This is a genomic window from Stutzerimonas sp. VN223-3 (assembly GCF_045999685.1).
Taxonomy (GTDB): Bacteria; Pseudomonadota; Gammaproteobacteria; order Pseudomonadales; family Pseudomonadaceae; genus Stutzerimonas; species Stutzerimonas stutzeri_AR.
In genome coordinates this window covers 621,782-645,480 of the sequence record NZ_RBEC01000001.1, presented here as the reverse complement: position 1 = coordinate 645,480, position 23,699 = coordinate 621,782, and the positions used below count along the sequence as shown (strand labels likewise).

At 60.5% G+C, this 23,699-nt stretch carries 19 protein-coding genes; 13 read left to right on the top strand and 6 right to left on the bottom strand.

Annotated features, from left to right (window positions below):
* Positions 1-116: 116 nt before the first annotated feature.
* The gene (locus D7241_RS03000; protein WP_408100247.1) at positions 117-2,234 is read right to left on the bottom strand and encodes a TonB-dependent siderophore receptor; all 2,118 of its coding nucleotides are present in this window, start codon (positions 2,232-2,234) and stop codon (positions 117-119) included.
* A 420-nt stretch (positions 2,235-2,654) separates the two neighbouring features.
* Between D7241_RS03000 and D7241_RS02995 the strand changes: the two genes are divergently transcribed.
* The 4 genes from D7241_RS02995 (at position 2,655) to D7241_RS02980 (ending at position 7,679) form a co-directional block, all read left to right on the top strand.
* Positions 2,655-4,655: a peptidase U32 family protein gene (locus tag D7241_RS02995; protein ID WP_408100246.1), complete on the top strand. Its 2,001-nt coding sequence runs from the start codon at positions 2,655-2,657 to the stop codon at positions 4,653-4,655.
* Between the two features lie 185 nt (positions 4,656-4,840).
* Positions 4,841-5,620, top strand: a complete 780-nt coding sequence (locus D7241_RS02990; RefSeq protein ID WP_408100245.1) for a transporter substrate-binding domain-containing protein — start codon at positions 4,841-4,843, stop codon at positions 5,618-5,620.
* A 155-nt stretch (positions 5,621-5,775) separates the two neighbouring features.
* Entirely contained in the window at positions 5,776-6,195 is a 420-nt protein-coding gene (locus tag D7241_RS02985) for a septal ring lytic transglycosylase RlpA family protein (RefSeq protein WP_408100244.1), read from the top strand.
* A gap of 170 nt (positions 6,196-6,365) precedes the next feature.
* On the top strand, positions 6,366-7,679 hold the full coding sequence (locus D7241_RS02980; RefSeq protein WP_408100243.1) for a methyl-accepting chemotaxis protein: 1,314 nt from the start codon (positions 6,366-6,368) through the stop codon (positions 7,677-7,679).
* A gap of 69 nt (positions 7,680-7,748) precedes the next feature.
* Here D7241_RS02980 and D7241_RS02975 read toward each other — a convergent pair whose 3' ends face one another.
* From D7241_RS02975 to mepA, 3 genes are all read right to left on the bottom strand, one after another.
* Positions 7,749-8,939 (bottom strand): sugar transporter, encoded by a 1,191-nt coding sequence (locus D7241_RS02975; RefSeq protein ID WP_408101179.1) that lies wholly within the window; start codon positions 8,937-8,939, stop codon positions 7,749-7,751.
* A 397-nt stretch (positions 8,940-9,336) separates the two neighbouring features.
* On the bottom strand, positions 9,337-10,077 hold the full coding sequence (locus tag D7241_RS02970) for a DUF72 domain-containing protein (protein ID WP_408100242.1): 741 nt from the start codon (positions 10,075-10,077) through the stop codon (positions 9,337-9,339).
* Positions 10,078-10,118: 41 nt separating this feature from the next.
* Positions 10,119-10,949 (bottom strand): penicillin-insensitive murein endopeptidase, encoded by an 831-nt coding sequence (mepA, locus tag D7241_RS02965; protein ID WP_408100241.1) that lies wholly within the window; start codon positions 10,947-10,949, stop codon positions 10,119-10,121.
* Between the two features lie 240 nt (positions 10,950-11,189).
* On the opposite strand from mepA, the gene D7241_RS02960 reads away from it, so the two are divergent.
* Entirely contained in the window at positions 11,190-13,676 is a 2,487-nt protein-coding gene (locus D7241_RS02960) for a helicase-related protein (protein ID WP_408100240.1), read from the top strand.
* A 78-nt stretch (positions 13,677-13,754) separates the two neighbouring features.
* Here D7241_RS02960 and D7241_RS02955 read toward each other — a convergent pair whose 3' ends face one another.
* Complete coding sequence (locus D7241_RS02955; protein WP_408100239.1) at positions 13,755-14,063, bottom strand: hypothetical protein; 309 nt, start codon at positions 14,061-14,063, stop codon at positions 13,755-13,757.
* 163 nt (positions 14,064-14,226) lie between these two features.
* Here D7241_RS02955 and D7241_RS02950 point away from each other — a divergent pair, with 163 nt between their 5' ends.
* From D7241_RS02950 to D7241_RS02920, 7 genes are all read left to right on the top strand, one after another.
* Positions 14,227-14,652, top strand: coding sequence for a DUF1810 domain-containing protein (locus tag D7241_RS02950; protein ID WP_408100238.1), 426 nt, complete (start codon positions 14,227-14,229; stop codon positions 14,650-14,652).
* Positions 14,653-14,750: 98 nt separating this feature from the next.
* Positions 14,751-16,406 (top strand): FMN-binding glutamate synthase family protein, encoded by a 1,656-nt coding sequence (locus tag D7241_RS02945; protein ID WP_408100237.1) that lies wholly within the window; start codon positions 14,751-14,753, stop codon positions 16,404-16,406.
* Between the two features lie 199 nt (positions 16,407-16,605).
* Positions 16,606-18,117 (top strand): glycerol kinase GlpK, encoded by a 1,512-nt coding sequence (gene glpK, locus D7241_RS02940; protein ID WP_408100236.1) that lies wholly within the window; start codon positions 16,606-16,608, stop codon positions 18,115-18,117.
* A 141-nt stretch (positions 18,118-18,258) separates the two neighbouring features.
* Positions 18,259-19,017: a DeoR/GlpR family transcriptional regulator gene (locus tag D7241_RS02935; protein ID WP_408100235.1), complete on the top strand. Its 759-nt coding sequence runs from the start codon at positions 18,259-18,261 to the stop codon at positions 19,015-19,017.
* A 335-nt stretch (positions 19,018-19,352) separates the two neighbouring features.
* Entirely contained in the window at positions 19,353-20,888 is a 1,536-nt protein-coding gene (gene glpD / locus D7241_RS02930) for a glycerol-3-phosphate dehydrogenase (RefSeq protein ID WP_408100234.1), read from the top strand.
* 104 nt (positions 20,889-20,992) lie between these two features.
* On the top strand, positions 20,993-21,274 hold the full coding sequence (locus tag D7241_RS02925; RefSeq protein ID WP_025242533.1) for a peptidylprolyl isomerase: 282 nt from the start codon (positions 20,993-20,995) through the stop codon (positions 21,272-21,274).
* Between the two features lie 182 nt (positions 21,275-21,456).
* Entirely contained in the window at positions 21,457-21,828 is a 372-nt protein-coding gene (locus D7241_RS02920) for an STAS/SEC14 domain-containing protein (RefSeq protein ID WP_408100233.1), read from the top strand.
* On the opposite strand, the gene D7241_RS02915 is transcribed toward D7241_RS02920, so the two are convergent.
* Positions 21,825-22,598 (bottom strand): CAP domain-containing protein, encoded by a 774-nt coding sequence (locus tag D7241_RS02915; RefSeq protein ID WP_408100232.1) that lies wholly within the window; start codon positions 22,596-22,598, stop codon positions 21,825-21,827. The two genes, D7241_RS02920 and D7241_RS02915, sit on opposite strands and share 4 nt — an antisense overlap.
* 329 nt (positions 22,599-22,927) lie before the next feature.
* On the opposite strand from D7241_RS02915, the gene D7241_RS02910 reads away from it, so the two are divergent.
* Positions 22,928-23,662 carry a sulfite exporter TauE/SafE family protein gene (locus D7241_RS02910; RefSeq protein ID WP_408100231.1) on the top strand — a complete coding sequence of 245 codons (735 nt, stop codon included), beginning with the start codon at positions 22,928-22,930 and terminating at the stop codon, positions 23,660-23,662.
* Positions 23,663-23,699 lie beyond the last annotated feature (37 nt).

The following is a 23,699-nucleotide window of genomic DNA, read 5'->3' as shown; positions in this document are numbered from 1 at the left end:
TCGCCGGCCATGCAACCCGACCGGCAAATTCCACATTTTTGCAGAGGCAGAACCTGCTGCCGCTGTCTCGCCTCGGAGAAGCGAGACAGCGGACTTTGAACCGCAGACCGGCCTGTTTACCAGTTGTAGCTAACCTTTGCCGTGATCTCACGGCCGGGGTTGTAGTAGTCCGCAGTACCAGAGCCGACCACGTGCTGCTCATCCAGCAGGTTGCTGACGTTAACGGCCAGCTCGGTGTCTTTGAGGATCTGGTAGTTGAAGGCGGCGTCAAACAACGTGGTGGCATCGCTTTCGGCGGTATTGGCGGCATCGAACTGGTAGGCACCGGTGTAGCGCGCACCCAGACCAACGCTCATGTCCGTGCCCGGCAAGCTGTAGTAAGTCCATAACGAAGCGGAATGCTTTGGCGCCGTGGCGAACTCATTGCCCTTGAGTGAAACGCCACTGCGCAACGCTCCGCGCAGCACTTCCGACTCCATGTACGAGTAACCACCGATCAGGCTCAGGTTGTCGGTCAGTTCGGCCTTGGCTTCCAGATCTAGACCACGCACCTGCGACTCACCGATGGTTTCCCGTTCGATGGTGCCATTGGGCTGTACGACAGCGATGGTGACGTCTTCCTGGGTCAAATCATAAACAGCAGCCGAGAACAGCGCGTTCATGCCCATAGGTGAATACTTCACCCCGATCTCGTACTGCTTGCCGCGTTCCGGGGTCACGCCGATGGTGGGCGGTGCGACGGACTCGACCATGCTGACGTAGGTGGATATCTCGTCGTTGACCATATAGGTCAGCGCACCGCGGTAGGAGGTCTCCGAGAAGTTATCAGAGGCTTTCACGTTGGTGATGTCGGTGCTGGCGAGGTCCAAAGAGTCGTTGCGCACACCGCCGGTGACGATGAAACGGTCGAAGAAGGACAGGTTCTGCTGCACGAATACCGACTTGGTGGTGTAGTCCTGTTTATTGCGGCTATAAGGCACCAGTCCGACTGGGGCACCGCCGTAAGTTGGATTGGCGATGTCGATGGGAGAAACGCCTTGGTATACAGAGCTGTCCTCGGACGAAGCATCGCGATACTCCACCCCTACCATCGTGCTGCTATCGATGTTCTCGAAGCGGGCGTCGTACTGCAGCATCAGGTTGCCGTTAAGCTGATCGGCTTCGGTGTCGGTACCGAAAGCGTCACGATTGAGTGAGGTTCCCGTCCCCGTACCGTCCAGGTAAACGTAGCCAAAGTCGTCGGTCAGCTCGCTGTAACGCAGGTTGCTGCGCAGCACAAAGCCGTTGTCGAAATCATGAGTGAAGATGCCGCTAATACTGGTGCGCTCGACATCATGGAAATTGTAGCCAGGCTCACCATAGAATTTGCTGCGGTCATATTCTCTGTCCTTCGGATAACCACCACTGTTTGGTGAACTATCAGTGTTCAGATAATCAAGAATCACGGTGGCCGACGTAAACGCGGTCGGTGCCCAGGTCAGACCGCCCATCACGAACTTGTTGTCGTCCTTGGAATGGTCGTACTCGCGGTCGCTGTCCTGGATCTTGCCCGTGAAGCGGTAGGCCAGCGTCTGGTCCTCGTTCAACGAATCCCCGACATCGATGCCGGTCTCGACATGGTCGAAGGAGCCGTAGGTCACATAACCCTGGCCGAACTTGTCGAAACGCGGCTGTTTGCTTACAAAGTTCACCGAGCCACCCGGGTCTGCCGGTCCGAACAGGGTGGAGTTGGCCCCGCGCAGAATCTCGATGCGCTCGTAGGCGAAAGGCTCTTCGCGAACGCCGCGCATCGAGCCCAGCGTCAACCCGTCACGGTAAGTGGTGGCCTGGAAGCCGCGAATCTTGAAGTAATCGTTGCGGTCATCTGTACCGTAAAAATCGGTGATGACGCCGGGGGTGTATTGCAGCACCTCCTCTGTGGTGCTGGCGCTGCGTTGCTCGATTTCCTTCTGGGTAATCACGGACACCGAGGCGGGCGTGTTGAGGATGCTGGTGGGCACCTTGCCGCCAACCCAGAGCTCCTGAGCAACGACGGTGCTTGCGTCGTCACCCGCAGATGCGTTGGCGTTGACGATGATAGGTGCAAGGCGATATGGCTCCTCGCCCTCGTTGCGGCTCGACTCCTGCGCGTTACCGCTCAGGGGTGCAATCAACGGAGCACAGCACAAGAACGCGGTGGTGGTGCGTCGCCAAGATGCCTGCGCCTTGTCAAGCCCGGCCTTGCTACCAGTCATACGTGAATTCCTCATTGTTGTGGGTGGATGTCAGCCGCGCGCCTGATGGGTCTTTTTTTTGCAAGCACGCCATGTTTCGGATCGAGATAATAATCAATCTCAAATAAGATACTTAATCATTTTTAACAGCAATAGCAAAAATCTTCAGCGAGCAAGCTCGCGCATAGACTTGCCGGGCGTTCTGGCCTCCCTGTTGATACAGGCTCACCGAGGACGGTTTTCGAACGGTGTGTCAGAAAGCTTTTTGCAAAGGCACTTGAAATCGGCTAAGCGGGCCTCGCCAAGCACAAGCGTTTGGTGAACGTGGCTCTCGGTCATCTACAGTGCAGGATCAACTGGCTGACACGCCCAGCGGCCAACCCCAAACAGGCCGCAAGCCATTACAATGCGCGACTTTCGATTCACAGCCGGTCCGCGCTCATGTCCCTACCCCAGCACCACCTCGAACTGCTCAGCCCCGCGCGGGATGTGTCCATCGCCAAGGAGGCCATCCTGCATGGTGCCGATGCGGTGTACATCGGCGGACCGAGTTTCGGCGCGCGGCACAACGCCGAGAACAGCGTGGCGGACATTGCCGAGCTGGTGACCTTCGCTCACCTGTTCCATGCGCGGGTATTCGTCACGATCAACACCATTCTTCATGACGACGAGCTGGAAGCTGCGCGCGCGCTGATCTGGCAGCTGTACGAGATCGGCGTGGATGCGCTGATCGTGCAGGACATGGGTGTGATGGAAATGGACCTTCCGCCGATCGAACTGCACGCCAGTACCCAGACTGACATTCGTACCCTGGAGCGGGCCAAGTTCCTCGACAAGGCAGGCTTCTCGCAGCTGGTGCTGGCGCGCGAGTTGAATTTGCAGGAAATCCGTGCGATCGCCGATGAGACCGATGCTGCCATTGAATTTTTCATCCACGGTGCGCTGTGTGTCGCCTTTTCCGGGCAGTGCAATATTTCCCATGCGCAGACCGGACGCAGCGCTAACCGCGGTGATTGCTCACAGGCCTGCCGCCTGCCCTACACGCTGAAGGACGACCAGGGCCGCGTGGTCGCCTTTGATAAACACCTGCTGTCGATGAAGGACAACAACCAGAGCGCCAATCTGCGCGCGCTGGTAGATGCCGGCGTGCGCTCGTTCAAGATCGAGGGCCGCTACAAGGATGTGAGCTACGTGAAGAACATCACCGCTTACTACCGTCAGCGCCTCGACGAGATCCTCGAAGACCGCACCGATCTGGCCCGTGCTTCCAGCGGTCGCACCGATCACTTCTTCGTGCCGGACCCGGACAAGACCTTCCATCGCGGCAGCACCGACTATTTCGTCACCGACCGCAAGATCGACATCGGCGCGTTCGATTCGCCGACCTTCACCGGCCTCGCCGTGGGTGAAGTGCTCAAGGTCGGCAAGCACGACCTGACCGTCCAGACGCGCGAACCGCTGTCCAACGGTGACGGCCTCAATGTGCTGATCAAACGTGAAGTGGTGGGTTTCCGCGCCAGCGTGGTCGAGCCGCTGGGGCAGTTCGAAGAGGACGGCCAGCAGCTCTTGCAGTACCGCGTCGAGCCGAACGAGATGCCAGCGGCGCTGCGCCAGTTGCGTCCGAACCATCCACTGAACCGCAACCTGGACCACAACTGGCAGCAAGCACTGCTCAAGACATCCGCCGAACGCCGTGTTGGTGTGCGCTGGTTGGCCAAGCTGCGGGCGGACGACTTGGAGCTGCACGTGACCAGCGAAGAAGGCGCCTATGTCACGGTTTCGCTGTCAGGCCCGTTCGGCGAAGCGAAGAAGCCTGAGCAAGTACCCGGTCAGATCGCCGACCTGCTGAGCCAGCTGGGCACCACGATCTACCACGCCGAAGAAGTCGACGTAGACGCTCCTCAGGCGTTCTTCATCCCCAACTCGCAACTCAAGGCCCTGCGCCGCGAAGCCATCGAGGCGCTGACCGAGGCCCGTGAGGCGATTCGTCCGCTGGGCGCGCGCAAGCCGGTCAGCGTACCGCCGCCGGTCTATCCGGAGTCGCATCTAAGCTTCCTCGCCAACGTCTACAACGAGAAGGCACGCGCCTTCTATCAGCGCTACGGCGTGGAGCTGATCGATGCGGCCTACGAGGCCCACGAGGAAACCGGCGAAGTGCCAGTGATGATCACCAAGCACTGCCTGCGTTTCTCCTTCAATCTCTGCCCGAAACAGGCCAAGGGCGTCACCGGCGTGCGCACCAAGGTCGCGCCGATGCAGCTTGTACACGGTGACGAGGTGCTGACCTTGAAGTTCGACTGCAAGCCCTGCGAGATGCACGTGATCGGCAAGATCAAGGGCAACATCCTCAACCTGCCACAGCCGGGCAGCGCCGGTAGCGTGGTCGGGCACATCACGCCAGCCGACCTGATGAAGACCATCCGCAACAAGCCGCACGCCTGAGTAGCATGTCACGTGCGATATGAGCCGGACGCCGTCATGGCGTCCGCAGCTCAACCGGCCGCTGATCCGTTTCGTAAAAACCTTGTGAGCCGAGGCCGCCGTCCGGTACGTTCGATACGCCCGCCCGTCAGGCGGCTAGAACAACAACCGCGACCTCCCCAGGCATGCCCTTGTAAGGAACAACCATGAGATATCTGATTGCGGCCGGTGTCTTGCTGGCCAGCGGCGCCAGTTTCGCTGCGCCCTCGACTTCACTGCTCGACGACGTTCAGCAGCGCGGCACCCTTAAGGTCTGTACCACCGGGGACTACAAGCCCTACACCTTCCTGCGCGACGACAAGCAGTACGAAGGCATCGACATTGCCCTGGCCGAGTCGCTGGCCAAAACCCTTAACGTGAAGATCGAGTGGGTGCCGACCACCTGGAAGACGCTGATGCCTGACTTCCTTGCCGGCAACTGCGATATGGGCGTGGGCGGAATCTCGATCTCTCTCGAACGGCAAAAGAAAGCCTTCTTCAGCGACCCAATCACAGTGGACGGCAAGATTCCCTTCGTCCGCTGCGATGAGGTCGAGAAGTACCAAACCATAGCCCAGCTCAATCAGCCCTCGGTGCGTCTGATCGAGCCGCCGGGTGGCACCAACGAAGCCTTCGTTCACCGCGAATTGCCCAAAGCGCAATTGGAGCTGTTTCACGACAACACGGTGATCTTCCAGTCCGTCGCCGATAACAAGGCCGACGTGATGATCACCGATGCCTCCGAAGCGCTGTACCAGCAACGCAACTACCCTACGCTATGCGCGGTCAATGCCGACAAGCCGTTGCAGTACAGCGAGAAAGCCTTCCTGTTGCCGCGCGACGACGTTGCCTTCAAGGCATACGTCGATCAATGGCTGCATCTGACCAAGGCCACCGGCGAGTACCGACGCATCGCCGATACCTGGCTGGCCAAGCCAAGCAAGTAAGGACCTTCGCGCGGGACGAACGCTTAGGCGCCCTAGCGCTGTGCCATCTGGGGAACCTCGGGCGATTCGTCCACTAACCCAAACAGCATCAACGGGTTGCCGCTGACCATCCATCAGCGGCCGCGTGGCTTCTTCAATTGCAGACAAGGATCAATATGCGTCATAGACCAACCCACTGGAACTGGATCATTGCCCTGTCGTTGGCCGCTGTGCTTGCCGGTTGCTCGACGGCCCCGTCCATAGAGCCAACACCCAGCCAGCAACCGCCCGCCGTGACGGGCGAGCATATCGGCTCGGGAAAGGCTTCGTACTACGGCAGCCAACATCACAACAAGCTGACCGCCAGCGGCGAGCGATTCGATCAAGGCTCGCTCACCGCCGCCCATCGCACCCTGCCCTTCGGCACGCGAGTGAAGGTCATCAATACCCGCAACGGCAAGAGCGTGGTGGTGCGCATCAATGACCGTGGGCCTTTCGTGCGCGGCAGAATCATCGATCTGTCCAAGTCCGCCTTCGAGCGTATCGGCAGCACGCGCTCGGGGGTGATCCCGGTGCGGCTCGAGAAGACAGAGTGATCGATTGGCAAACGTGCAGAGACAGGCCCGTTGAATTCGGAATATCACCAGTGTCACCACCTTCATCAGCTAGACCGATGGCCGCTACACCGCCGAAAAGTAACCACAAGCTTCAAGAAGCCGCCAGTGGAGCCGATAGCGTATTAATGCAAACCCACCTTGGTGCAACCATGTTCAACGGCCGCCTGAAAAAACAACTCCAAGAGCAAACCGCAGAACTGTCCACCCTGCGCCAGCTGCATGACCACATGAACGCCACAATGCTCGCCATCACCCTCGACCCGGAATTCAGGATGGCGACGGTCAATCAGAAATTCGCCCAGACGCTCGGCTACAGCCCCGAGCAGCTACAGGGCCGTGCCATGGCCGATATCGTTCCGGCTTACGTGAAAAACCTGCCCTGCTTCCACAATTTCAGAGCCGCCGTTTCCAAGCTCGCACCGATCAGCGATGACTATCGCTACCTGCGTGCCGACGGCAGCCTGGCGTGGCTGCGCGTCGATTGGTACCCGATCAAGGATGAGCGCGGCGGGCTGCTGCATATCAGCGGTTACGCGCGGGAAGTTACCAAGCAACTGCAGCAGGCGAAGGAGAACGAGTCCTTTATCAACGCGCTGCTTCGCTCGACGGCGGTGATCCAGTTCCGCCTGGACGGTACCGTCGTCACCGCGAACGATCAGTTCCTGCAGGCGATGGGCTATTCACTCAATCAGATCGTCGGCAAACACCACAGCCAGTTCTGCACCGCGGCAGATGCGGCTTCCCCTGAATACAAATCCTTCTGGCAGACACTCAACCGCGGCGAGTTCGTCGCCGATCGCTTCAAGCGCGTCGACAGCCGCGGCCGTGAAGTATGGTTGGAAGCAAGCTACAACCCGGTGCACGACACCGAGGGCAAACTCTGCCAGATAGTCAAGTTCGCCAGCATTATCAGCGACCAGGTCGCCCGCGAAGAAGAAGTCAGGGAAGCCGCCAGCATTGCATTTGAAATTTCCCGGCACACCGACACCAGCGCCGAGCGCGGCGCCGCAGTGGTCAAGGACACAGTCAAAACCATGCAGCGCATCGCCGAGGAGGTCGAATCGGCAACCAAGGGAATAGAAGCGCTAGGCCAACAGTCATTGCTGATCAGCTCGATCGTCCAGACCATCGGCGGCATTGCCGCGCAAACGAATCTGCTGGCGCTCAACGCGGCCATCGAAGCGGCACGCGCCGGTGAGCAAGGTCGGGGATTCGCGGTCGTGGCGGACGAAGTACGGCAGCTGGCGGGCCGTACCAGTGCCGCTACGGAAGAGATCGTCAGCGTGGTGCAGCAGAACCAGACGCTGGTCGAGGTGGCGGTACACGAGATGGCCAACAGCCGCGAGCAGGCCGCTCAGGGTCTTGCACTCGCCAATCAGGCCGGCGAAGTGATCGTCGAAATTCAGGACGGCGCCAAGCAGGTGGTGGGCGCGGTTGGCCGCTTCGCCAGCGAACTCAAGTAAAGCCGCTGGATCAAGCAGATCGGCGGATGGCAGTCCATTCGCCGCACGCTACTCCGCCAAAGAGTGCCCTTAAAGCGCCGTGCTGCCGACCGGCCGGGCGAACCGATAAGTCGCGAAGCAGCACAGCACCAGCCCGCTCAGCGCAAGCAACCCACCGATTATCCCAACATCGCTCAAGCCAAGGTGGACGGTGACCAGACTGCCAAGCAAAGCACCGCCGCCAATCCCGATGTTGTAGATGCCGGAGAACATGGCCATGGCAACGTCCGTCGCATCGGACGCCAGGTTCAATACCTTTGACTGCAGCGCAAGGCCGAAGCACATCCCGGCAATACCCCAGACCACAACCAGCGCGCCGAGCAGCGATGCGTTGCGCGAGGCCGGTAACAGCAACAGCAGGCACAGCGACATAGCGGCGATGGCGACCATCAGAAAGCCTTTCGGATAACGGTTGCTGTAGCGGCTGAAGAGAATCGAGCCAAGGATGCCGGCTCCACCGAACAGCAACAGCAACACGGTAGTCATGTCGCCGCTCAGATGGGCGATGGTCTGTGCGAAGGGCTCGATATAGGTATAGGCGGTGAATTGCGCAGTAATCACCAGCGCGGTCAGCACATAGGCAGCGACCAATGCCGGGCGCTTGAACAGAACCGGCAGGCTTCTGAGCGACCCGGAATTCTGACTGGGCAGCAGCGGCAGCGTCTTCGCCAAACAAACGACAGCCAAGGTTGCGACGGCAGCAATCGACAGAAAGGTAGTGCGCCAGCCCAGCGCCTCACCCACCACGCGTCCGAGTGGAATTCCCAGCACCATCGCCAGCGCGCTGCCGGTCGCCAGCAGACCCAGAGCCTGAGCCTGCTTGCCTTGTGGCGCCACACGCACGGCCAGCGATGCGGTAATCGACCAGAACACCGCGTGCGCCAGGGCAATACCGATGCGGCTGACCATCAACATGCCGAAGCTCGACGCCACGCTGGAGACCAGATGGCTGCCGACGAACACCGCGAAAACCACCATGAGCAAGGTGCGCCGCTCGATATTGCGCGTCAGTAGCATCATCGGCAGCGACATCAGCGCCACCACCCAAGCATAGATAGTCAGCATCAGCCCGACCTGCGAAGGCGGCATTTCAAACGAGCTGCCGATATCGCTGAGCAAGGCCACCGGCACGAACTCGGTGGTGTTGAAGATAAAGGCAGCCATGGCCAGTGCGACGACACTGAGCCAGCTCCCGGCGCGGGTGGTTTCCGATTCGTTCATGTAGGCGATGTCTGGTGTGCGATTCATCCACCAATGCGTCATGCCAGGACGGCGTAACGGGCAGGTGAATGATGAAGAAAATGAGAGGCCGACCTGAGCCTGACAATGCCGTCGCCTCCACGGCTTCGAAGAAGCGCGGGATTCAACCGGAAGAAGCAGTAAATAGTCAGGCGGCACGGGCCAAGCGGCGCGGATTCTACGCCTGCGCCATGCCGCTGTCAGGCGCGGAATGTAATCTGCGACCAGCGGCCAACGCTTCGCTACAAAAAGCGAAAACCGAGCCAAGTCTGTAGGAGCGAGCTTGCTCGCGAATGCTTTCACGCGATCAATGAGCTATTGGGCGTCGGCAACCACCATTTTTAGAGGCGGCGATGCGGTATCAGCTCCCGTAGCCAACTCAAGCCTGATGGAGGCGCTTCTGCACATCCAGCGCGTTGGCCGTCGCGGCACCGCTGGCGGTGTTGTCGAAAATGCACCAGCTGACGCCCTGTTGCCGATCTTCCATCAGCCGCGCGGCAAGCCTGTCGAGCCAGCCATCGTCGTAGAAGGAGTAATAGATACGCGGCGAGCCGTGCAGCCTGTAGTAACGAAACCCTGACCAACCGCCCGGCTTGGCGGCTTCGGGGAATGGCGCCGGATCTGCCGCGACGCGAGCGATTCGCTGCTGCTTTAGCAACGGCTCGGCTTCGAGCCAGCTTCGATGCCGTGGTTCGATGGCGACGAAGCCGTTATAGCGAGCCCGTAACGCCGCGAAAAAAGACGTTGCGCTGGTCGTGTCGAATGCAAGCGATGGCGGTAATTGGACCAGCAAGCAACCGAGCTTGTCGCCCAGATGACCGCATTCATGAAGGAAGCGATCAAGTCCCTCGTCGCAATCAACCAGACGGGCTTCGTGGGTAAGCTGTTTGGGCACTTTGACGCAAAAGCGAAACGCCTCCGGTACGCTCTGCGCCCATTTGGCATAGGTCGCGGGCCGGTGCGGGCGATAGAACGAGCTGTTGATTTCCACCGCGCCGAAGCGGCCCGCGTAGCGCTGCAGATGAGTGCCGTCTGACGGGAATGCAGGCCACTGCTTACGCGGCAAGCTCCAGCCGGCACAGCCTAGAAAAATCGGCTCGCTGCTAGCGATGATGTTCATGCAAATCGAACTCCCACGGCTTCATCGAAATAGCTTTCCGCTTACTGATCTAACACCGTCTCGCAGGCGGCTGGCAGTGGCCGAGGGGGACTCGCCGTCGTGATCGTGCGCGGTGTCGGAACAATGCCCTCGCACCCTTCTCCCGGTGGTGGCGGAGACTGGTCGACACAATCGGGCGAGTCCGCAGGGCAGCGCAGCCGCACATGAAAATGTTCGTCATGGAATGGCCAGGGTCGAATGCGCTGCAGCCAGGATCGGTCCTTCCATTGCCGCTCGCAGAGGTCGCGCTTGATTGCACCGTCGACGAATATCCGCGTTACGCGTGGATCTAGCGCGGCGAGGCGAACAAGTTCGACCTGCTGGTCGGTCCATCGCGCTCTGTCGAGCTCGCCCGTCTGCGCATTCACCAGAATTGGCTGCTCGATATCCTTGCGCTCGCTGCGCTCCAGCGGTGGCAGATCCAGTCGAAACCAGATATCCACATCCAGCCCTGTCTGATGACTTGCATGGCCATAAGGCATGGGACCGCCGCGCGGTTGAGCCATGTCGCCCACCAGCATCGGGCCGAAGCCTGCCTGATCGACGCGATGGCCCAACGCCTGGATGTAATCGACCAGATCGGGATGACCATAATGGCGGTTGCGTTGCAGCTCCACTGCCTGATAGCCGATGCCTTCGAGTGCTAGCGGCTCGGCACCGATCAGACAGCCAGCAGCATGCTGCCCGAGGATTCGCGGTGGGCCTGGTAATGGCTCGGCAAAATCTGACCAGTCTTGATGAGCGATGCACGCTGTAAGTGTCGCTATAGCCGAGGGAACACATAACGCGACCCTAATGAATCGCACCGCGGCGGCCGAGCGAGAGCCATGCATTTTATGAAGCGTCCTCGATAGCGAGCACAGATGGGATCACCACGCTGCTGCCCTGGCGTCTCCCGCTGTGTTTCGGTAAGGCTTACTTGATCTGCGACTCTGCGCTGTCAGAGACGTTCATCGCGGCACGTTTGCCTGGGTCGGGGCGCGTGCTCACGCAGAAGATCGCAAACAGCGATCGGAACTGACGACAGGGTTGTCCATACTCTGTAGCAGAACCTGATCAGAGAGGCGTCGATCATGCGCAAGGCCGAAGTCAAACACCGCAACACAGTCAAACTCGAAAGGCTCCAGCGCTTCCTGACATGGGCTACGGAGCGCCATCCAGACTTCGTGCCGAAGAAGAACCATCAGGAGAAATGGTTCAGAACCTACATTGGCCATCAACCGCCGGAGATCGGTCGCGCGGCGCGGTTGTTCTGGTTGGGATTGGACGAGCCGACAGTCGATGCCAACCTCGAGGGAGCCGACCCCCAAAGCCTGATTGGTCGATTGCTGAATCGGGATCTGAACGACTACAGCAGTAACGTCGATATCTTCGGCGTCGAGAAAACGCTCGACTGCGGCCCAGTACAGAACCTGCTGGAACCTGACTTCACGCTGCGCATCGCCGACAGCACCTCCATCGACGAATTCGAAGCCAACGTGGACAGCGCCATTCAGGCACTGGTCCGGGACCGCCTGCATGTCCTGGAGCAACCCTTCGCCAGCATGACCGGCGAGCAGAAGTCGCGCTGCCTGGATCGCCTGCCAGCAAAAGTCTCCCGGCTCGATGATTTCGCCGCCAAGGCCATCGATATTATCAACGAGGTGAAGCACGAACTGCGCTATGTCGTGAAGCTGCACCACGGTGATCTGGCGCTGGACATGCAGCGGCGCATTACCGGCGGCCAGGGTCACGTGCTCAGCGAGCGCGAGGTAGCCGAACTGAAGGAAGAGGACCGCCAAGCGGTGGTCGCCAAGTTCGAGATGATGGTCGAGGAAGCCGGCGATTTCGATCTGCAGCTGCTGGGCGAGAAGCGCCTGACCGAGATTTTCATGATGGAGCCGAAGAAGCTCCGCCGTACCATCCGCTTCGCCCGTGAAGACAACCGGGAAAAAATGGCCTTTGCGGTGCTGCTGGAGAACAACCCGCGCTTCGTCCATTACCACAAGCTCTACGCCGCACGGCGCATCACCCGCACCTGGACCGCCCTGCTCGGCCCTACCAACAGCGGCAAGACGCACCAGGCAATAGAAGCGATGACGGGCGTCGAGCACGCCATCTACCTGTCGCCCCTACGGTTGATGGCCCTGGAAAACCAGGAACGCATCGAGTCCATGGGCGTGCCCTGCTCGCTGGTCACCGGTGAGGAGGAAATCATTCGCGAAGGCGCCACGCACTACTGCTGCACTGTCGAAGAATTCGCCCGCTTCCGCCATCAGCCCTGGGATGTGGTGGTCATCGATGAAGTACAGATGATGGCCGACTCGCAACGCGGTTGGGCCTGGGTCGATGCGCTGGTCAGCGCCTATACCCAGGATCTGATCATGACCGGCCCGGAGCTGATCCAGCCGTCGCTGAAAACACTCTGCGACCTATGCGAAGACCAACTGGTGGTCAAGCGCACCAAACGCCTGTCGCCTGTCGAAGTGGCGCGCCGCTCCACCACGCTCAAGCAGCTCGACGAGGGCTCGATGCTGGTCGCCTTCAGCCGCAAGACGGTATTGGAACTCAAGGCATTGCTGGAGATGGCCGGCAAGAGCGTCTCGGTGGTCTACGGCGCGCTATCGCCGGAAGTACGACGTGAACAGGCGCGACGCTTTCGTGAAGGCGAGGCGGACATCATGGTTGCCACCGATGCCGTCGGCATGGGCCTCAACCTGCCGGCGCACACGCTGTGTTTCTATACCGACGAAAAGTACGACGGCATCCAGAACCGTCAGCTGAAAGTGCAGGAGGTCAAGCAGATCGGCGGGCGCGCCGGGCGCTTCGGCCATCACGACAGCGGCCTCATCACCGCGCTGGATGCGCAGACGCTGCAGTCGGTGAAGCGCCTTTTCCATAGCGATGACCTGCCGGTAGACCTGTCGCAATTCCAGGTACGGCCGTCCATCGAACACCTGCAAGCCATCGCCGAATTGATGGACGAGCCAAGCCTGTTACGTGCCTGGCTGACCTTCAATCGCAACATCAATTATGGCGAAGAATTCATTTCCATATTGCCGGACGAGCTGGCCGAGTGGATCAAGCTGATCGATGACCCGACCATTGATCTGCCTCTGCGCTGGATTTTCGCCTGCACGCCAATCCGCGGCGGCCTAGACAGCCCCGCCAGCATCTTCGCCCAGCAATGGCTGAAGAAGGTCGCGCAGGACAAGGAAATCCCACTGCCGCGGCTGATCATCGATGCCGACCTGGCGACATTGGAAAGCTCGCTGCATGTCATCGAAACCTACCTGCACTTGGCGCGGACGCTGCCCACGCACTTTCCTGCGTTGGAACAGGCCGAACAGCATCGCAGCCTGCTCAACGGCGCGATCACCCGCGAGCTGTCGCGCCAACGCAAGCCACGCAGTTCGGACCGCCGTCGTTTGTCTGGCGAGGCCCGCAACTGCAAGCAGTGCGGCAAGGCGATGCCGATGGCCGAGCGACAATTTCGTTTGTGTCAGCACTGCTTTAAGGAACAGCGGGCCAAGGAGCAGCCAGGCGCAAAAAGACGTTCTTCGAGCCGGGTGAAAACATAGTAAGACGTGTCTGGGTGAGCGTCCCGTCAGCTCAGCCCGTTATGAGCTGACGGGCGCCCACCTCTCTGCTTTGGCAAATTAACGATGGCCTCTTCGCCAATCACGGCGCTCTACCGGAACCATGACGTACTCGACGCGTTTTGGCCGGTAGTTAACTACGCGTGGAGGGGCCCGGTGATAACGGGCGTGAGGGCGATGCTGAGCATGCCGAGGCTGCCGATATTCGTGATGGTCATCATCGGACTTCGATAACACAGCAACCAATACCGCTCCCACCGCTGCGCCCGCCAGTACGGGAACCACAACGTTGCGATCAGAGGCCGAAGCGGTGCCAGCCATGATCAGGCAGCCCGCGAGCAAACCCACCTTGATTATTCGACCGAACATGAATGTCTCCTTTTGCGGATGGGGCTTTTCCCCGTAGCCATCAAACAACACCGCTCGGTCAGCAGGCGTCAGTGGGGTGTAAACAAGGCGTAAAGGGCGGTCACGCCGAATCCGGCGCGGCACGGTCTGATGAGCAAGGCAGTTGCAAACGTGAGGAATTCTTATGTTCGACCCATACGACTTGAATCGATTCGTCGCCGCCCAGGATGGCATCTACGACCGCGCCCTGGCGGAACTGCGCAGCGGCCGCAAGCAAAGTCACTGGATGTGGTTCGTCTTCCCCCAGATCGCCGGGCTCGGCCACAGCGAGATGGCGCAGCGCTACGCCATTTCCAATGCGGGCGAGGCGCTCGCCTACCTGCAGCATTCGCTGTTGGGAGCACGACTGGAGGATTGCGCGCAGGCAATGCTTCAGCACACCGATTGCTCGGCGCGACACATTCTCGGCTCGCCAGACGATATGAAGTTGCACTCGAGCATGACCTTGTTTGCCTGCGTCGCGCCCGAGCGGCCCGTTTTTCAGGCCGTACTGGACGCCTTCTTTGCTGGGCAGCTCGACCCGCCGACAACCTCGCGCCTGCATCCTTGAGCGGGACGCCCTCGGCCTGCCGTTAGGCGGGCCGAGGCTAGTGCGATAGGCTTGTCGCTTTCTGGCAGGCCACGCCAACCCTCTAGACAGGTTCATAGATGAATATCTCGCTGCTCAGCCGCTACGCATTTTTCGTTCTCTGCGCGTTGACCGCCCTGCTCTGCCTGCCGTTTCTGAATCACCCTTGGGTGTGGCCGCTATTCGGCATCACCGCCCTGCTGACACTGCTGGGCATCTACGATCTGCGCCAGCACGAACATGCGGTACGCCGCAATTATCCGATTCTCGGCAACATTCGTTACCTGTTCGAAGGCATCCGTCCGGAAATCCGCCAGTACTTACTGGAAGGCGATCAGGATCGCGTGCCGTTCTCGCGCGCACAGCGGTCGCTGGTCTATGCGCGGGCGAAGAACGAGATGGACGACAAACCCTTCGGCACGCTGATCGATGTCTACGAACCCGGATACGAGTGCATCGGCCATTCGATCCGCACCGCAGCGGTCAGTGATCCCGAGACCTTCCGCGTGTCTATTGGTGGGCCGCAGTGCGCGCAGCCCTATTCCGCTTCGGTATTCAACATTTCGGCGATGAGCTTCGGCTCGCTCAGTGGCAATGCGATTCAGGCGCTGAACCGAGGCGCCAAACTTGGCGGCTTCTACCACGACACCGGTGAAGGCAGCATCAGCCGCTACCATCGCGAACACGGCGGCGATCTGGTCTGGGAGCTGGGCAGCGGCTATTTCGGCTGCCGCACCGAGACCGGCGAATTCGATCCGGATCGCTTCGCCGTCCAGGCGCGGGACCTACAGGTACGGATGATCGAAATCAAGCTGAGCCAGGGCGCCAAACCCGGGCACGGCGGCATCCTGCCGGGGCGCAAGGTCAACGCCGAAATCGCCTCCACGCGAGGCATCCCGGAAGGCTTGGATTGCATCTCGCCAGCGAGCCACAGCGCCTTCACCACACCATTGGAGCTGATGACCTTCATCGCTCGTCTGCGTGAGCTATCCGGCGGCAAGCCGGTCGGCTTCAAGCTGTGCATCGGCCATCCCTGGGAGTTCGTCGCCATCGTCAAAGCCATGTTGCAGAGCGGTATCTATCCGGACTTCATCGTGGTCGACGGCAAGGAAGGCGGAACGGGTGCGGCACCTGTCGAGTTCACCAATCACATCGGCATGCCCCTGCGTGAAAGCCTGTTGTTCGTGCATAACGTGTTGGTCGGCTGCAACCTGCGCGAACATATTCGCATTGGCGCCAGCGGCAAGATCGTCAGCGCTTTCGACATTGCCAGCGTGCTGGCCATGGGCGCGGACTGGGTGAATTCGGCCCGCGGCTTCATGTTCGCGATCGGCTGCATCCAGTCGCAGCATTGCCACACCAATCGCTGCCCCACCGGCGTCGCCACCCAGGACCCGTTGCGCCAACGCGCGCTGGTCGTGCCGGACAAGGCGGAACGGGTCTTCAGTTTTCACCGCAACACCGTGCATGCCCTGGCTGAACTGCTCGCGGCCGCCGGCCTGTCACACCCTGCCGAACTGGGGCCGCACCACCTGATCCGGCGCATCAGCTCGACGGAAATCAAGCTGTTTTCGCAGCTGTATTACTTCGTCCAACCGGGTGCGCTGCTAAAGGAGCAGATCGACAGCGAATTCTTCGCCCGCATCTGGAGCATGGCCCAAGCCGACGGCTTCGAAGCCATGCCGCAGAAGACCGAGCGCGGCGCGGCGCAGGTCGAGGAACCGCTGATCAGCTGAGCGACGGAAGTCGAAAAGCCCACGGTTTCGTCTGGACCGCCTACTCTTTTGACTTCAGTTTTCGCAAACGAACATAGCTGTGCTAGCGCCACGTTCGAGGCTTGGACTTCTCTCGCCAACATGTCGTGCGTGAGTAAGCCACGCCAAGCGCTGTAGCCCACACGATGTCCGAGCACCAGAGCTCGTTAAGGAATCGACCATGAGCACTCAGAACAACAAGCAATTCATCGTCGCCCTCGACCAGGGCACCACCAGTTCCCGAGCCATCGTGCTGGACCGCAACGCCAACGTGGTCACCATCGCCCAGCGCGAATTCGCGCAGATCTACCCGCAGCCGAGCTGGGTCGAGCATGACCCAATGGAAATCTGGGCCACCCAGAGCGGCGTCTTCGTCGAAGCCTTGGCCCAGGCCGGCATCACCAACGAGCAGGTCGCGGCGATCGGCATCACCAACCAGCGCGAAACCGCCATCGTCTGGGACAAGCTCACCGGCCGGCCGATCTACAACGCCATCGTCTGGCAGAGCCGCCAGAGCACGCCGATCTGCGATCAGCTCAAGCATGACGGCATGGAAGACCATATCCGCAAGACCACCGGCCTGGTCATCGACCCCTATTTCTCGGGCACCAAGATCAAGTGGATCCTCGATCACGTCGAGGGCAGTCGGGAGCGCGCCCGTCGTGGCGAGCTGTTGTTCGGCACCGTCGATTGCTGGCTGATCTGGAAGATGACCCAGGGCAAGGCGCACGTGACCGATTACACCAACGCCTCGCGCACCATGCTTTACGACATCCACAAGCTGGAGTGGGATCCGGTGATGCTGGAGGCGCTGGATATCCCGCGCGAAATGCTGCCGGAGGTGCGCTCGTCCTCGGAAGTTTACGGCCACGCCTATCTCGGTTCCGGGCAGAGCACTGGCATTCCCATCGCCGGTATCGCGGGCGATCAGCAAGCCGCGCTGTTCGGCCAGATGTGCGTCGAACCGGGCCAGGCGAAGAATACCTACGGCACCGGCTGCTTCCTGCTGATGAACACTGGGACCAAGGCCGTGCAGTCCGAGCACGGCCTGCTCACGACTATCGCCTGCGGGCCGAAGGGCGAGGTCAATTACGCGCTGGAAGGCGCCATCTTCAACGGCGGCTCCACCGTGCAGTGGCTGCGCGACGAGTTGAAAGTGATCAACGATTCGCTGGATTCCGAATACTTCGCGACCAAGGTCAAAGACAGCAACGGCGTTTATCTGGTGCCGGCGTTCACCGGCCTCGGCGCGCCTTACTGGGACCCGCGTGCGCGTGGCGCACTGTTCGGCCTCACACGCGGTGTGAAGGTCGACCACATCATTCGCGCCGCGCTGGAATCCATTGCCTACCAGACCCGCGACGTGCTCGACGCCATGCAGCAGGACGCTGCTGAGCGTTTGCGTTCACTACGCGTGGACGGCGGCGCGGTGGCCAACAATTTCCTTATGCAGTTCCAGGCCGACCTGCTCGGCACCCATGTCGAGCGCCCGCAAATGAAGGAAACCACCGCCCTCGGCGCCGCCTACCTGGCGGGCCTGGCGACCGGATTCTGGAGCAGCCTGGACGAGTTGCGCGGCAAGGCCACCATCGAGCGAGTCTTCGAACCGGCATGCGATAGCGAACAGCGCGAAGCGCTTTACAAGGGTTGGAAGAAGGCGGTGGATCGCACCCGCGATTGGGAAGACGCCTGACTCCAGACACATGAATCAACGATACAGCGCCCGGCTCGGATTCGATTCCCGCCGGGCGCCTTCATTCGCAAACGAACAATTCTTTAATCACAAGCCAGACTGCGGCATGCTTCCCGGCATATCGATAACAAGGAAACCGCCATGAGTCTGGCCCCACGACAGCAGAGCATTCTCGAACTGGTGCGCGAACGCGGCTACGTCAGCATCGAGGAGCTGGCGCAGCAGTTCGCGGTGACGCCCCAGACCATCCGCCGCGACATCAATCAGCTCGGCGAAGCCGGCCTGCTACGCCGCTACCACGGCGGCGCTGCTCACGACTCCAGCGTGCAGAACACTGCCTACACCCAACGCGCCCGGCAGATGCGCGACGAGAAACGCCGCATCGCCGATGCCATGGCCGCGCACATACCCGATCAGGCCTCGCTGTTCATCAACATCGGCACCACCACCGAAGCCATTGCCCACGCGTTGCTCAACCATCGCGACCTCAAGGTCATCACCAACAACCTGCATGTGGCGAGCATCCTCAGCCCGAAGGAAGATTTCGACGTGCTGATCGCGGGCGGCAACGTGCGCAGCGATGGCGGCGTGGTCGGCCAGGCCACGGCGGATTTCATCAGCCAGTTCAAGGTGGACTTCGCCCTGATCGGAATCAGCGGCATCGACGAGGATGGCACCCTGCTGGACTTTGATTATCAGGAAGTCCGCGTTTCGCAGGCCATCATCAATAACGCGCGAAAGATTTTTCTCGCCGCAGATTCGAGCAAATTCGGCCGCAACGCCATGACGCGCCTCGGTTCACTGGAGCAGATCGACATGTTGTTTACCGAAGCCCAGCCACCGGAAGCCTTTGTCGAACTGCTGGCCCGCCACGACGTGAAGCTGGAAGTCACCAGCTGATCGACTTTGTTGACGTCGGGCGACGCCTGAGCCCCCGTATCACTCGCCTAAAGAGCATCTGGTGGGCTAAAGCCCACCCTACGAAGCTGGTGAGCTGAAGCGGAACGCCGCCCGGCCCACCCTACGAATTGTCCTCGAAGCACCGTAGGGTGGGCTTCAGCCCACCAAGAAAAAAGCACAACTCGATCTGTAGAGCCTCAGCACAAAAAACAGCTCACTTCTGTTCGTTTATTTGCTTTTTATATAAATATCGAACATCCAATCTGGAGAACAGAACTCTTCTGAGCTACGATGTTCACATTCGAAAATAGATATTCGTTTTTGAGGAGAACACAGTGACCGACACCGACCGCCCCGTCTCCGAGCTCTATGACATCGCCGTCATCGGCGGAGGAATTAACGGCGTGGGGATCGCCGCAGATGCGGCAGGTCGCGGGCTTTCGGTGTTCCTTTGTGAACGTGACGACCTTGCCAGCCACACGTCTTCGGCCAGCAGCAAGTTGATCCATGGTGGTCTGCGCTACCTCGAGCACTACGAATTCCGCCTTGTACGTGAGGCGCTGGCCGAACGCGAAGTGCTGCTGCGCAAGGCGCCGCATATCGTCAAGCCGATGCGTTTCGTCCTGCCTCATTGTCCGCACCTGCGGCCTGCCTGGATGATTCGCGCCGGGCTGTTTCTTTATGACAACCTCGGCAAGCGGGAACAGCTTCCCGCCTCGCGCGGCCTGCGCTTCGGCGATGAAAGCCCGCTGAAACCCGCGATACGGCGCGGTTTCGAATATTCCGATTGCTGGGTCGACGATGCGCGACTAGTCGTACTCAACGCCATGGCCGCACGAGAAAAAGGCGCGCACATCCATACCCGCACCCGCTGCCTGAGCGCCAAGCGTGCCCGCGGCATTTGGCATGTCGAGTTGCAGCGCCAGGACGGCACGCGCTTCTCGCTGCGCGCCAAGGCACTGGTCAACGCGGCGGGCCCTTGGGTCGCGCAATTCATCGGCGAAAACCTTCAGCAACGTTCGCCTTATGGCATCCGTCTGATTCAGGGCAGCCACGTCATCGTGCCCAAGCTGTATGAAGGCGAGCAGGCGTACATCATGCAGAACGAGGATCGGCGCATCGTCTTTGCCATCCCCTACCTGGGTCGATACACCATGATCGGCACCACCGATCGCGAGTATCACGGCGACCCGGCCAAGGTCAGCATCAGCGAAGAAGAGATCGCCTACCTGCTTGGCGTAGCCAACACTCACTTCCGCAAACAGCTGGAGCCGGAGGACATCCTGCATACCTTTGCTGGCGTTCGCCCGCTGTGCGACGACGAGTCCGATAACCCCTCGGTCGTTACTCGCGATTACACCTTGTCGCTGGATGCCGAGCAGAAGCAGGCACCGTTGCTCTCGGTATTCGGCGGCAAGCTGACCACTTACCGCAAACTGGCCGAGTCGGCGATGGCTCAGCTCAAACCCTTCTTTCCGGCCATGGGCCCGAGCTGGACGGCCAGCGCCAGCCTACCCGGCGGCGAAGGCATGAGCACCGTCAAGGCACTGACTGAAGAGCTGGCAGCGAAGGTGCAAGGTTTGGAGCTGCCGCTGGCGCAGCGCTGGGCGACCCTATACGGCAATCGTGCATGGCGCATGCTGGGCGAGGCGCGCTGTGTAGCCGACCTGGGCGAGCAGCTGGGGCAGGATCTATACGCAAAGGAGGTGGACTATCTCCGCCGGGAAGAATGGGCGGCTCGGGTGGACGATGTCCTCTGGCGCCGCACCAAGCTCGGCCTTGCCTTCACCGCTCAGGAAAAGGACCGGTTGCAGCAATATCTGGATGCGCAACCTGCCATGACAAAAGCGGTGGATGTGGACGCGGCCTGATCGGCCGCGGCGTTTGCAGCTCGCTCCACGAACGCTTTACCGGCGTTTGAATCGCCACCCGATTGCGGTAGGCTCAGCCACTTATCAAGACGGAGTAACGCCCCATGGCCCGAGCCACTGCCCGCCACATCCTTGTTCCCACTGAAGAAAAGTGCAACGAACTGAAAGCTGCTATCGAAGGCGGCGCCGATTTCGCCCAGGTTGCTAAAGACAACTCCACCTGCCCATCCAGCCGTCAAGGCGGCGATCTGGGCTCGTTCGGCCCCGGCCAGATGGTCAAGGAGTTCGATACCGTGGTGTTCAGCGCGCCGATCAACGTCGTGCAAGGCCCGGTGAAGACCCAGTTCGGTTATCACCTGCTGGAAGTGACCAGCCGCCAGGACTAATCATCCCCGTCCCCGCATCCATATGCGGGGACGCCGCAACATCTCTCCTCGAAAAGCGCATCAAAGCCACCGACACGTTGATAGCCCACACGACCGTACAGGCCCGAACGGGTCAAAAGGACTATGGTCAGGTGACGGTACAGCCGTTCTTACCGGATGGCATAACGAGAGGAGAACTCACCATGTTCCATGTCACTCGCATAGGCGACAAACGCATCGATGTAGATTTCTCCGGCAAGCTCGATAGCAGCGAGATGCGCTTCGCACTCGATGAGCTGATGAGGAAATCCGAAGGCATTACGCACGGACAGATGCTTTACCGAGTGGGCGATTTCGATATACCGACATTGGGCGCGGTGGGCGTCGAGCTGTCGCGGATTCCAGAACTGTTTCGCTTCATCCGCCGTTTCGACCGCTGCGCCGTGGTCTGTGCCAAGGAATGGGTGCGCAAGGCCAGCGAAATTGAAGGCGCCTTGATTCCCGGCCTGACGATGAAAGCGTTCGATGAGCATCAAGGCACCGAAGCGCATAACTGGCTGGAAGGTCAGGGCTAGCGCGGCGTACCGAATACCTGTGTCCAGTAGCTGACAGCCGCGCTGTCCGGGTTCGTGGCATAGGCGGCGCCCATCTCGGTGAAATCCGGTCGCATGATGTTGGCGCAATGCCCAGGACTGGCGAGCCAGCCGGCCACGGCCTGCTCCACCGAGCCCTGCCCGGCCGCGATGTTCTCACCGATCCGGCTCCATTTGTATCCGGCGCGACTGGCGCGATCGCTCACCTGGCTGCCATCCGGAGCCTGGTGACTGAAGTAATCCTGATTAGCCATGTCGCGGCTATGGTCCAGCGCGGCCTGTGCCAGCTGATCGTTCCAGCGCAAAGCCGGTGCTGCTTCGAAGGTCTGGCGGCCGCATTTACGCGGGTTCGCGCGCGCCTCGTTGACCCGTTCGAGTATTGCCTTGCCCGCTTCTTGCCAATCGCCCAAATTCGGCGATAGCAGCGGCTTGGCAAGCAGCACCTGCCAGGTACTGCCTTGCCTCGACACGCCGATTTCGGCGAATTCATCACTACGCAGCGCGCTGCAATAGCGCTGCCTGAGCGCGCTCATGGCAGCCTGCGCATTCGCCAAGCCGGACACCGAGATAGCCTGCAATTTCGCCGGACGATAGCCAGACGCCTGTAAATCACGCTGCAGCTGCGCCCCGCTAGTCGCTGGCGCCACGGCGAGCGCATCAGAGGGCGCAAGCGGCCCCACCGCTTCGCCTTCGCCACCGCTGCAGGCCTGGGTGGAGCTGCGAAAATCGTTAATCAGGCTGACCAGATCCATCGGCTCGTCCGCCCTGCTCCCGGCCGCGAAGACAACGACGAGCATCAACACGGTGCCAACCCTCAACGGTTTGCCCCGCGCTCGGTGCGTGCGGACTGGAGAAACTACGGATGCTTGCGACGCTGTCATGGATAACCCTTGTTTCGGCTCTCGGTTCTGTCCTGGGCCAGCGCAAGAGCGTGCCCTACGGGTCGTTATATTCTGCTGACCACAGCCAGCCGAGACCTATCCACGAGCGCAAGCGAAACAGGCGGGCAAACGTGCGATCATCACGCGGCGAAACCGAACGTCACACGCTGCATTTCGATTGGTTCTGAAAACACCCAGCCATGACCCTATCCGATTTTCTGCTGTTCGCCCTGCCTGCGATCTTTCTTACCGGCGTCTCCAAAGGTGGTTTCGGTGGAGCCCTCGGAGGCATTGCCGTGCCGCTGCTGGCGCTGGCCATCTCGCCGAAACAGGCGGCCGCCGTGATGCTGCCGATTCTCTGCCTGGCGGATGTGGTGGGCCTGAAAGCCTATTTCGGCAAATGGGATGTGGCGAACCTGAAAGTCATGCTTCCAGGCGCACTGATCGGCATCGCGCTTGGCTCACTGACCTTCGGCATGCTCGACGAACGCATGATCGGCCTGATGATGGGTGCCATCGCGGTGAGCTTCGTGATGCTCGGACTGATCACCAACAACGACAAGCCACGGCCGCTGCAACGTGGGCGCGGCACTCTGCTCTCCTCGATTGCCGGCTTCACCAGCTTCGTCGCCCATGCGGGTGGCCCGCCTATCCTGATGCATCTGCTCCCGCAGCACCTGGACAAGCTGCGCTACGTGGCGACCATCAACCTGTTCTTCCTGATGACCAATGCGATCAAGCTGATTCCCTACGCCGCGCTCGGCCAGTTCAGCCGCGAGAATCTGCTGCTGAGCCTGACGTTGGCGCCCATCGTGCCCTTCGGCGTCTGGACCGGCCTCTGGCTGCACAAACGCATCGATCACACCTGGTTTTACCGAATCGCCCGAATCGGCATGTTGCTGGCCGGCTTGCAATTGATTTTGAAAAACCTCTGACCGTGTGGCCGCTTCGGTCCGGCCAGCGGCTTTTCTG